This is a genomic window from Collinsella sp. AF20-14LB (assembly GCF_003459505.1).
GTDB lineage: Bacteria > Actinomycetota > Coriobacteriia > Coriobacteriales > Coriobacteriaceae > Collinsella.
On record NZ_QRWD01000029.1, the window covers coordinates 1 to 10,227 of the forward strand.

14 protein-coding genes are annotated in these 10,227 nt (G+C 57.1%); 12 read left to right on the top strand and 2 right to left on the bottom strand.

Going from position 1 to position 10,227, the window contains the following annotated elements; genetic code table 11:
• Positions 1-314: 314 nt before the first annotated feature.
• Genes DWX63_RS10700 through DWX63_RS10715 form a run of 4 tightly spaced genes read left to right on the top strand, consistent with a single transcriptional unit; the run spans position 315 to position 3,608 of the window.
• Complete coding sequence (locus DWX63_RS10700; RefSeq protein ID WP_255413252.1) at positions 315-1,685, top strand: replicative DNA helicase; 1,371 nt, start codon at positions 315-317, stop codon at positions 1,683-1,685.
• The gene (locus tag DWX63_RS10705; protein ID WP_117843694.1) at positions 1,678-2,490 is read left to right on the top strand and encodes a hypothetical protein; all 813 of its coding nucleotides are present in this window, start codon (positions 1,678-1,680) and stop codon (positions 2,488-2,490) included. Before DWX63_RS10700 ends, DWX63_RS10705 begins: the two co-directional genes overlap by 8 nt.
• A gap of 12 nt (positions 2,491-2,502) precedes the next feature.
• Positions 2,503-2,802 (top strand): hypothetical protein, encoded by a 300-nt coding sequence (locus tag DWX63_RS10710; protein ID WP_117843695.1) that lies wholly within the window; start codon positions 2,503-2,505, stop codon positions 2,800-2,802.
• Positions 2,802-3,608 carry a helix-turn-helix domain-containing protein gene (locus DWX63_RS10715; RefSeq protein WP_117843696.1) on the top strand — a complete coding sequence of 269 codons (807 nt, stop codon included), beginning with the start codon at positions 2,802-2,804 and terminating at the stop codon, positions 3,606-3,608. Before DWX63_RS10710 ends, DWX63_RS10715 begins: the two co-directional genes overlap by 1 nt.
• A gap of 10 nt (positions 3,609-3,618) precedes the next feature.
• Here DWX63_RS10715 and DWX63_RS10720 read toward each other — a convergent pair whose 3' ends face one another.
• A complete protein-coding gene (locus DWX63_RS10720) occupies positions 3,619-4,854 on the bottom strand; it encodes a hypothetical protein (RefSeq protein WP_117843697.1) in 1,236 nt (411 codons plus the stop codon).
• Positions 4,855-5,052: 198 nt separating this feature from the next.
• On the opposite strand from DWX63_RS10720, the gene DWX63_RS10725 reads away from it, so the two are divergent.
• The 8 genes from DWX63_RS10725 (at position 5,053) to DWX63_RS10760 (ending at position 9,965) form a co-directional block, all read left to right on the top strand.
• Positions 5,053-5,577 (top strand): DUF3850 domain-containing protein, encoded by a 525-nt coding sequence (locus tag DWX63_RS10725; protein ID WP_117843698.1) that lies wholly within the window; start codon positions 5,053-5,055, stop codon positions 5,575-5,577.
• A gap of 16 nt (positions 5,578-5,593) precedes the next feature.
• On the top strand, positions 5,594-6,316 hold the full coding sequence (locus DWX63_RS10730; RefSeq protein ID WP_117843699.1) for a hypothetical protein: 723 nt from the start codon (positions 5,594-5,596) through the stop codon (positions 6,314-6,316).
• Between the two features lie 58 nt (positions 6,317-6,374).
• The gene (locus tag DWX63_RS10735; protein ID WP_117843700.1) at positions 6,375-7,703 is read left to right on the top strand and encodes a hypothetical protein; all 1,329 of its coding nucleotides are present in this window, start codon (positions 6,375-6,377) and stop codon (positions 7,701-7,703) included.
• A gap of 1 nt (position 7,704) precedes the next feature.
• Positions 7,705-8,304, top strand: coding sequence for a hypothetical protein (locus tag DWX63_RS10740; protein ID WP_117758897.1), 600 nt, complete (start codon positions 7,705-7,707; stop codon positions 8,302-8,304).
• A gap of 125 nt (positions 8,305-8,429) precedes the next feature.
• Positions 8,430-8,702 (top strand): nucleotidyltransferase family protein, encoded by a 273-nt coding sequence (locus DWX63_RS10745; protein WP_255413253.1) that lies wholly within the window; start codon positions 8,430-8,432, stop codon positions 8,700-8,702.
• Between the two features lie 3 nt (positions 8,703-8,705).
• Positions 8,706-9,059, top strand: a complete 354-nt coding sequence (locus DWX63_RS10750; RefSeq protein WP_117843701.1) for a nucleotidyltransferase domain-containing protein — start codon at positions 8,706-8,708, stop codon at positions 9,057-9,059.
• A gap of 101 nt (positions 9,060-9,160) precedes the next feature.
• Entirely contained in the window at positions 9,161-9,532 is a 372-nt protein-coding gene (locus DWX63_RS10755) for a nucleotidyltransferase family protein (protein WP_117758894.1), read from the top strand.
• Positions 9,489-9,965, top strand: coding sequence for a DUF86 domain-containing protein (locus DWX63_RS10760; protein WP_117758893.1), 477 nt, complete (start codon positions 9,489-9,491; stop codon positions 9,963-9,965). The genes DWX63_RS10755 and DWX63_RS10760 overlap by 44 nt, the downstream gene beginning before the upstream one ends.
• Positions 9,966-10,026: 61 nt before the next feature.
• On the opposite strand, the gene DWX63_RS11335 is transcribed toward DWX63_RS10760, so the two are convergent.
• The coding region (locus tag DWX63_RS11335; RefSeq protein ID WP_158559685.1) for a hypothetical protein at positions 10,027-10,227 on the bottom strand (201 nt) is incomplete at its 5' end.

Consider the following 10,227-nt stretch of genomic DNA (forward strand, 5'->3'; position numbering starts at 1 on the left):
TGGCTTTGTAAAGCCGTTTGTCTCCACCCGCGTAGCGGGTGGTTTAAAGCTGGCCGCTGCGCGGCCAGCAGACTAAAGTCTTGAATCAAAATCCCCAGGTGCTTTCACTGGAAGCACCTTTTTTGTACTACACTATCCATGACCTCCTTTCGGTGCGCCGTTATTCCTTTTTTGGATTAACGGCGCGTTATCTTTCTGTTATACTTAATAGCGACCGAGGCGTACCCCAAGCGCCTTGTAGAGCAGGAAGATGAACAACATGCCCCAGAATCTAAACGGTTCGCGTGCATCCCGTTTCCAAAATGGTGCGCGTCATGCCGACTGAACCGAAAATCGCAGAAACCCAATCCGCAAGCACGATCGTCGCCCCTCGGCAGGAAACGATTGTCCTGACCGCTTGCATGCGTTCGAAGGACGTTCGCGAGGACGTTCTCCCGATGCTGCTCGAGGATGATTTCGTCAAGTCTGACCATCGTGCGCTGTTCCGCGCCATCCGCGCCATGCACGAGGCGAACTACCCGATTGACGACGTATCCCTGCTCGACTACCTGAGATCTAACCGTGAGCTGGATGCCGCGGGCGGAGAGCAAGCCGTCGAGCGCATGTTCGAGTCTGACATGCCTCTGCTGTCCTGGCAGACCGCCTACGACGAGCTGATCGATGCCTCGAGGCGCAGGTCACTCGTGACGGCGATGAACGAGATTGAGGCCGAGGCCTACGAGACCCCGACCGATATGAAGGCATTCGTCTCGAAGGTCGAGGGCTCGATCGCACAGGTAGCCGAACGCCGCGATATGCGCCCCTATCGGCACATCTCATCGTTCCTCACCGCAGCCGTGGACGAGGCCAGAGACCTCGATAGCGTCCCCTTGGACTCCACCGTCGTGAACACGGGCTTTGCAACCCTGGACGAGATGCTGGCAGGGCTGCGAGCAGGGCAGCTCATCGTAGTCGGCGCGAGACCTGCCGTCGGCAAGACCTCTTTTGCCCTCACCCTCGCGCTGAACGCCGCCCGCCAGGGGGTGAAGGTCGGCATCTTCTCGCTCGAGATGTCAGGCAAGGAACTTGCCCAGAGAATCATCTGCGCCGAATCAGGCGTCTCGATTTCCCATTTCCGCATGGGAGCCATTCCCAAGGCTTCATGGGATGCCATCGCGGCCGCCTGCTGCGACATCCCCGGCAACGACATCGAGATCGACGACAAGGCGAGCGTCACGATAGGGGACATCCGCGCGACCGCCGCCCGCATGATGCGCGGCGCCGAGCGCGGGCTGATTGTGATCGATTACCTCCAGCTCATCTCGTCCGTATCAGATGGCACCAAGTACCAAAACCGCGCAGTCGAGGTCGGCGAGATAAGCCGCCGCCTGAAAGTGCTCGCCAAGGAGCTGGGCGTTCCCGTTGTCACGCTGGCGCAGTTGAGCCGCCAAGCCGAATCCCATCCGGGGACGCCCCGTCTGGCAGACCTGCGCGAATCCGGTTCCATCGAGCAAGACGCGGACACGGTGTTGTTCCTGTCGCGCGACCCGGACGAGATTCAAGACGAGAAATCGGGTTCAAGGCAGGTCATCCTGTCGGTCGCGAAGAACCGCAGCGGCCCGACGGGCGATATCGACATGCTGTTTGTCCCGACGAGCACGAAATTCTACGAGGTGGGACCTAGGAAGGAGACCCGCGATGACTAAGAAGAAGACCAAGCGCAAATCCAACAAGATTGTCGGCCGCTGCCTTGAATCGGACGCTCATGCCCAGACAATCGACGAGGGCTTTGCATTCCTCGACCGCCCGATCCTCATGCCGCGCGAGGCGCTTGCATACCAATGGGCGCTGCGCAATATCGCGCTCGACAACATGCGGATTAAATCGGAGAGCACGCGCGAGGCGGTAGACAACGGGACGAGCTATTTCTCCGATGGCTCGATCAAGGTGAAGGCGCATATTCTGAGCGGCATCGCAACGGACGTTCGCTTTGCCTCCGATGACCCTGACGCGACCATCGACCGCATCATGCTGTCGTTCGTCAAGGTGTACAACGAGCAGGCCCGCAGATGGTGTCCCGTAGATTCCCACCTCTGGCTATTCATCGACAAGCTGACCGTTCGGCAGGGCGAGGGCTGGGAAGAGCGAAAGAACGGCGAGGGCTTCGGAGTAGCGTTAGGCGACCGCGTCGTATTCCTCGCCGAGGATAGGCTTTATGACGGACCGAAAGGCATGCGCCGACATGGGGCAGGGGAGTGGTCGGTGTTGTCGTCTCAGCTGATGTACGGGACGAACAACAAGAGGAAAGCCCGCATCAGCGAGGTTCCCCGCAAAGTGGTAACCGATGGCTACCTGATGTTTCTTACGAAACGAGGCGAGCAGGTCGGTATCGCACTCATGAATAACGAGGAATGGGCGGAATGTCAGGAGCGCTGTCAAACGGCGGCAATGAAAGAGCCTTGGAGTCTCGTTGCCTACCTCGAGCAGGCCAAACGGCCCTTAAAGATATAAAGGAGATACAAGATGATCCAAAAGAAAACGCCGCGTTGTTCCCGAGTAGTTTTGGTCGAGCCAACGAGGACCATCTATGGTCACACGATTTTCAAGTTCACGGGCAAAGACGGGTGGGCTACCACCGGTTTCATCGAGAGGGAAAAACGGGACGATGGTTCCGTTGTGTGGCGGCCGTATATCCGCTCATCGACGCGGTCCGGGTATTGGAATGCCGGACCGATGAAGCAGTTCGTTGACGGGTACAAGTCGGAGGAGGATGCCATGGTGGCGCTTCTGGACGAGGCTCAGGAGGTTCTTTGGAGTAGCTAATGGTCGAGATTGAACCCAACCGGCTGCACAGGCGCTTGAAACGCGCCTTGACGGCCAAAGGCATCTCCCAGCGCGAGCTGGGCAGAAGGATTGGGGCGACGCAGGCGAGTGTCTCGCACTATGTGAAGGGAAAGCGCCTGCCGGGAACGGTCGTCCTATACAAAATCTGTAAGGAATTGGATGTCTCAGCGGACTGGCTGCTGGGACTGAAGCGAAAGGAATCGGACATGAACGACGGCAATTGGATTGATGACGGGATCGTGCCCTACCGCACGGCCGACGACTGCTCCCTGGTCGCCCGCATCGAGCAGGCGGAAGACGGCTCATTCGAACTGGGAATCCTCGAGGGCGACACCGCCTGCGAGCTGTTCGCCCAGCGGTTCGACTCGATGGATGCCGCCAAAAAGTATGCCGATGGGATTCTTGACCAGAAGTTGCAAAGGGACAAGGCGATCACGCTTATCGAGGACGGACTGGACGGCGTATTGAGTCCCAACCTGTCAGACGAGGACTACCTCGCCAGCACATCGCTCGACCGCGATACGATGCGTACGCTGGTCGTACGCATCATGCCGACTTGCACGGGTCCCGCCAACCAGGAGGTTGCCGTGGCGTTCTCCATTTCAGGGCCCGATGGCATCGAGATGAAGACGGAGCAGGAGCAGGCCGCCTTCGACCTCGCGACCGATCGAGCCGTGTTCCTCTCCGGTATCTGGTCGGTCTACGCAACGCCGGCGGCTGCGATTGAAGCCGTGAAGGGGCTCATCGCCAAACTTGAAAAAGTCTATCCATCCCTGAACCGTTAGATAAAACGCACTACCTGTCGGCAGTTTCTCTATCTGTAGCCTCCCTTGTAGCGGCACCTGCCGCCATAAGGGTGGCCTCTTCGTTCTTGCCGCCCATCATCTCATCAAGAGATTCTTCCTTTTTCTCATTATTCTTATTATTCTCATTGTCCTCGTGCGCGGTGTTCGACTTCTCACGGAGCGCTTTGGCAAACTCCCCGATCTTGTCTCGTCCGATGGTCACATAGGTATTCTTACCGCCATCTTCACGGGACAGCTTCAAGTCATACCTTCCATTGAGCATAATTTGGAGAGAACCCTCATCCGCGGCGCGGTCGAGATATTTGTCTACTACGACCACCTTGGCGGTAAAGCCGCCGAGACCGTAGCCATCGACCGCGACGCCCTTAGGCACCGAGAAGGTAACCGAATTGAGCACCTGACCGTATTGATTGGTTTTCGTCTTACCGTCCTTATCGGTCATAGTCTCGCTGTCGACGATGTTGCCGTACGGGATGATGACCTTCGGATTGTCGAACGTGACATCCTTATCGATCTTCCTGGTTCCGAGATATTGCCCGTTAAAGGGTGTCTTGCCCAGATCAGTCTTCTTCTCATCGGCCCGGTTCGCACCCGATGCGGTCGCGACCGCCAGCTTTTCAGGTTTCCGACTCGCCGAGATCGCCGGCACAGCGGCATCTCTATCAAATGTCTTTGCATCCTTGCCCTTCGGGATGTTGATGAGCTCTTCGCAGCATTTCTCGAGGTTTGAGACGAATTCCCCGATTTTATCCTGTCCCACGGTCAGCTCGATGGCGCGACCGTCCTTGAAGCCGCTGAGCTTCAAGGGTCGCGAGTCGTTGAAGGAGGCCTGGAGGATACCCGTCTTCTCCGCACGCTCGAGATACTTGTCGGGATTGATGATCTCGACCCGAAGCCCGTCCATGCTGTAGCCGTCCAGCTCCATCTTGCGCGGCAGGCGGATCACGATTCGCGACATCTCCTGTCCATATCGGCTCGTCACGGGCGTCCCGTCTCGACGCACCGCAGCCGTGGAGGAGATGGCGCTCGAGTAGGGGATATTGATGACCGTCTTCTCGATTTTATCCTTTCGGTCTTTCGAGACGGTGCCGATGACTTGTCCCTTTTGCACGGTCTGCAGATCGGAATCGACTGGATCGATTCTCTTCACGCGACCCAATCCGAGTTTCTTCAGAAAGTCGAATCCGCCGAGCAAAGTGGTGTTCTGACTATCGTTTTTCGGCATGATGCCTCCCTAATATCGCAAATCTATTTATCAAGGTATCTACCGAACGCGAAATCGAGGCGGGCGGGACGAAAGAAGTCAAACGGCCGGCCGATAATCCTTATCCATATTGACGGGGTGATATACTTTTGTTATCATAAGAGTCGTAATCGATAGATAGATGCGTTTCCCCAAGTCGCATCGGACAGGAGATTGACGATGTCAGATTTCAATAAGCCGCAAATCCGGCTGCATACGGTCAATATGCGCGAACAGTTCGTGGCCCCTTTGATGGATGGTCGCCTCAAGGCGATAACGCGCCTGAACGGCCGCGGCTATAACGCGGGGGACTACCTACGCTTTAGCGTGCTGCCGATGCAGTCCTCGGATGTCCAGTTTTCCATGACCACCGACGACGAGCGCGATGCGATCCAGAATCGGTTCTACAGGATCACCTTTGCCATGTACGGCAAGGGGCTGAAGGAGGGCTATGTGACGCTCTCATTGGAACTCGTTCGCGAGAAAGCCATCATGGACACCCTCCGTTCCGAGATCGATAGGATGGCCAACAACGGGCAGAAAGTCGAGAATCCGCTCGACGCCTACGCAGATCTCTTCGACACCGCCTATCCCCAGGGTTATGATTCCCCGTATACGAAACGCCACGCCCAGCCCAGTCTTGACAGCATCGCCGAGGTAGCCACCGAGGCGGCGTCCAGCACAGAGCGACCGCGCGGCTGCTGACTTCAAGGAGTGCCCCATGCAAGCCATCACCCTCTTCCTCTCCGACCCCTATAACGTGGCCGGCATTACCCTGTTCGCCTATATCTATTTCATCGTCTGCAAGCGGATGCTGCACTTCCGCGCATTCAATGTTTGGAACGCGAAGACGAACCCGAACGCCTGGTGGCGCTTCGACCGCGGCTCCATCAAGTACGCCTACAGGCATGGGCGCCGCCACATGCCCAAGAAGATCGAGGATTTCTGCATCATGGTCAACCGCGTGATGTACCGCCGCGAGATTCTCGTGAAGCTCTACGGCGAAGACGGCAACGATCTCCACATGCCCACCGTCTGGATGAAGAAATCCGATCTGTCGCGCAAGGAGCGCATGACCAAGACGATTAAATGCTGCCCCGTCTCCTCGCCTGACAAGCACGGCTTCGCGTTCATCACGGAGAAGCACGCCTACATCAGCGCAGTCGAGACCTTGGCGGGTGCGACCCGTCTTGCCGGAAAGCCTTACAAATATGCCTCCCTCGACCACTACGAGATGATCCAGATGCCGCAGGAGCTGTTCCTGAAGGACGAGGTCGTCAAAGCCCGCGTCGGGCGCCTGAAGGAGGACCACGCCTTCATCGTCCGCCACTACAAGCGTGCAGCCCTGTCGTACCGCCTGGCCTACGGCCGCTGCCTGCCGCTCAAGTACTTCCTGCCCCATTACCAGTACAGTCCGATCAGCCACGACATGGCCATCATCTAAGCCCTGTCCCCACAGACCCCTATAATCACTTGATATCTAGACCAGATTGGAAACTGCCATGAACACCGATATGAACCCCGAGAGCGTCAACCCCGACGATTCCAACGACCTCAACACCGAGATCGAGGAAACCCAACTCATGGACACCCCCGATAACCCCATCGCCGCAGATGTCACCGCCGAACTTCCGGTTGCCAAAGACCTGGAAGATGCCGTGGCACCCGACCCGGATGCTGCCACCGATGACTCCCAGACACCCAAACGTCCGAGTGGTCTGAAGCGCAAGTTCGTCGCGGGCGGCGTGGCGCTCGCCATCGTCGCGGCACTCGGCATCGGCCTATCGCTGAACCACGAGGCCGTGAACATCCCCGACAACGCACCCGTCGCATCCATCGTCGGCAAGAAGGACTCCAAGACCTATCCCGCATCCGTGACGCTTACGGCCGACGGCTGGAGCGAGGGGGACGGCGAGTTCTCCTACGAGATCGTCGATGCCGACGGCGAGTCCGCCGCCAAGGGGGATATCAAGCCGGGCAAGGAGGCTTCCGTCGACCTACCGAAGGGTGCCTACGCCCTGAACGTCACCTCTATCCCCACCGCCAAGGACGGCAAGACCACCTGGCTGGTGCCGGACGCGGTTGATTTCGTCGTCGAGGGCAAGGGAGCCTCGGTCAAGGTGAGCCTCACCAAGGTCGACATGACCGACGATGCGGCAGTGGACGCGGCAATCGAAAATCTCCCCGAGGAGGAGCGTGCCGCCGCCAAGAAACTCATCGAGGCCAAGCGCGAGAACCCGAACGCCAGCACGGTCAGCGCACCCGTATCCAAACCCAGCAGCTCCACCGTCCAGCAGGCCGGCGCGGCAAACGGCTCATCCGGCAAGGGCGATTCCAAGCCCGCATCCAAGCCCTCCGGCTCCAGTTCCAGCTCCAACAAGAATGACTCGAAGCCGTCCTCGGGCTCTGGCTCGAGCTCGAACAAGGGCGATTCCAAGCCCTCCGGCTCGAACAAGACCGACAAGCCCGCATCCAAGCCCGACAACTCCGGCAACTCCGGCAGCGGCTCGGGATCCGGCAGCTCCAAACCCTCCAAGCCCGCTGAGTCCGAGAAGGTCTGGGCAATCGTAACCCCCGCTTGGGACGAGCAGATCTACCACCCCGCCGTCACCCACACCGAGACCCAGAAGAAAAAGGTTGGCGTCCAATACCGCGCAACGGATGGCACCCTCTTTGATAACGAAGATGCTTGCTCTGAGTATTGTTGGGATAACGGACTCCAGTACGGATGCCTGCCCAAGTATGAGGAGGTCACCGTCACCGTAACCGATCAGGAAGCATGGACCGAGACCATCCACCACGAAGCCGTCTGGGGTTGGGTCAACAAGTAAGATGACCGAATCAAGGAGGGGTGTAGATTATGTTGCTACGTACCTTTATCCATGGGCTTGTGAGCGGAACCAAATCAAGCGACCTGAAAGCATCAACATCGACAGGCTTCGAAAGCAGCTCAAGCGAAAGCGGGAATCCTTCGAAAAGTCGTTCACCCGAATCGAAATGACCAAGGAACACCTGAACGAGATAATGGCGAGCCTTTGCAAGAAACTGATGATCGATAAAAGCGATTTGGTCGCGATCCACGAGGCCGCGCTCGTCGCCCTTGGAATCGACAGTAATGCAGTTCCGTACGGGTTGGACTTTCTCGTCTTGCGGGGTCTAGGGGATGCGGGTGTTTCCAAGTTATCCATCGATGGCTTCGATATCCGTCTTCATGCGCCCGAGAATTTTGAAGCGAATGGCCCTATCTCCCTTGTTGCCCCCAGAGGCATGGATTTCCCGTCTCTTGCTCCCGAGACCATCTTAGAGACAATTTCCAAGTCTCCGAGCTGCAGGTACCTGATGGAACAGAGGGCTGCGTTGGCGGAGCTGCTGCACTTCGACGATATGGACGATGACGAGCTCCGCCAATTTGCCGCCTATGTCAGGCCGTGATTTCATAGGATTCAGCGAAGGATGCTGTCACGTCCACCGTTTAATGAGGTACCGCCCTGAAATATCTCGTTGAAGATTCCGATAATCCTGCGCCCCCTGTTCAGGACTACGCCGAGGCCAAGGAAATCGTCCGCCAAGTACTCGGCTCCCATCCTTCGGTGAAGCAAGCTGCCATGTTCGGCTCTTTCGTACGCGGCGAGCAGACGGGCTCCTCCGACGTCGACCTGCTTCTACAGGTCGACAGCAAGAAGGCCTTCGAAGTCGTCGGCATCGGCCTCGACTTGGCCGAGAGGCTTGGACGGGACGTAGACATGCTGGCGACTCTCTGCGGAGCCCAGAGCGGTTTCATCGAGAACCTGAATAGAGAAGGACGCATCATCTACAGTAGGGAGCTATAGAGTATGAGAACACTTGAAGAGGCGCGAAACACCCTTCAGATTTCGCAGGAAGATATCGACTTCATCATCGAAGGAATCCTGCGCGCTGGTGAGCCGATCGTCATCATCGCCTACGGCTCTCGGGCTCGCGGCGAAGCCGATGAATATAGCGACTACGACATTCTCTGTCTTTCCGCCCTTGAGGGATGTGAGCTTAAGGAACACTCGCTTGCAGCCGATGGGGAGCTATGGGGACTCGCTCGCGACTTGGACTTTCTCGTCCTGAACGTCGATGAGTTCAGAGCCGGTCTGAAAGCCGGAAACGAGTTCGCATGCGACGTAGACCGAGATGGTGTGGTTCTCTATGGAACAGTTTAACGCATACGAGGATTACTACGGAAATCTGCTATTCGCCGCCTACGGTTGGGGAACAAGTAGAATAGAACTGATACCCTGATAGTACCAAGGGAGGTGCCACCTTGAAATATCTTGTTGAAGATTGCGAGAACCCATCAATCCCCGTGAATACGCTTGCGGATGCCGCAAGCCGCGCCCGAGCAGTGTTTTCCGACTACCCATGCGTGGTCAAAGCGGTTCTATTTGGCTCGTTCTCGCGAGGTGAGCAGACAGATGCGTCCGACGTTGATTTTTTCCTCGGCCTCGATTCGACCTGCGCATCCTCAGACTACCTGTCCTTGCTCGACTCACTTGCCTCGGCGCTCGGAAGGGATGTCGATGTCACGGTGAAGCTGAAGGGCGCCACGGACAGGTTCGTATACAACCTCAAAACGGAAGGGAGACTCATATATGACAGAGCCAGAAATCGAGATATTCCATCAAATGCTGCTTAGATGCGATGATATTGCAGGGAAGCTCGACTATTTCGATGTCGATGAGAGCCTATGGCAACACAGCCCCTACATTAGGGACTCTTTTCTCATTTCGGTTTCGCAAATAGGCGAACTCGTCTCCAAAATCAGTCCCGAGACGTGCCGCCGGTATTTTCCCGATATCGAATGGCAGCAAATTAGGGGAATGCGAAACATCATTGTGCATGTCTACGCTAATGTCGATTACGATATCGTATGGGATGTCGTCAACGAGGAGGCTCCCAAGCTCAAGCAGACCCTCCTCAAAAACGATGATATCCGCCGTGAGTATGAGTCCACGCTTGTGGTTGAGGAGGACATCGAAGAAGACATCCTCGGGTATTTCGGCGCTCTCGATCCGATTGTCGGCGATGGTGCTGATGGACGCATTCCGCAAGACGGCAATCGCCCTTAAGGGCACTAATCAACCCATTAAAACGATAAGGGGCCAGAGATAATATCTCTGGCCCCTTTACTTACTTCCTCCTGACGCCCACCACGCCGTCCGAGACGACCTCGCTCCAGCGGATGTAACGCACCGTATCCATGGCTAGCTTTACTGCGTTGCCAGCTCGTGCTCGCGAGCACGAGCGCCCAGAGACATCAATTTCGGATGCCGTCGCAGCGTTCGCCTCGTCCGCGTCGAGCCACGCTTCGCACTTGTAGGTGCGCCACTG

Coding starts and splice junctions, on each gene's coding strand:
- DWX63_RS10725 (WP_117843698.1), top strand. CDS start 5,053: ATGTCAGATTTCAATAAGCCGCAAATCCGGCTGCATACGGTCAATATG.
- DWX63_RS10730 (WP_117843699.1), top strand. CDS start 5,594: ATGCAAGCCATCACCCTCTTCCTCTCCGACCCCTATAACGTGGCCGGC.
- DWX63_RS10760 (WP_117758893.1), top strand. CDS start 9,489: ATGACAGAGCCAGAAATCGAGATATTCCATCAAATGCTGCTTAGATGC.
- DWX63_RS10705 (WP_117843694.1), top strand. CDS start 1,678: ATGACTAAGAAGAAGACCAAGCGCAAATCCAACAAGATTGTCGGCCGC.
- DWX63_RS10735 (WP_117843700.1), top strand. CDS start 6,375: ATGAACACCGATATGAACCCCGAGAGCGTCAACCCCGACGATTCCAAC.
- DWX63_RS10700 (WP_255413252.1), top strand. CDS start 315: ATGCCGACTGAACCGAAAATCGCAGAAACCCAATCCGCAAGCACGATC.
- DWX63_RS10750 (WP_117843701.1), top strand. CDS start 8,706: ATGAGAACACTTGAAGAGGCGCGAAACACCCTTCAGATTTCGCAGGAA.
- DWX63_RS10710 (WP_117843695.1), top strand. CDS start 2,503: ATGATCCAAAAGAAAACGCCGCGTTGTTCCCGAGTAGTTTTGGTCGAG.
- DWX63_RS10715 (WP_117843696.1), top strand. CDS start 2,802: ATGGTCGAGATTGAACCCAACCGGCTGCACAGGCGCTTGAAACGCGCC.
- DWX63_RS10720 (WP_117843697.1), bottom strand. CDS start 4,854: ATGCCGAAAAACGATAGTCAGAACACCACTTTGCTCGGCGGATTCGAC.
- DWX63_RS10740 (WP_117758897.1), top strand. CDS start 7,705: ATGACCGAATCAAGGAGGGGTGTAGATTATGTTGCTACGTACCTTTAT.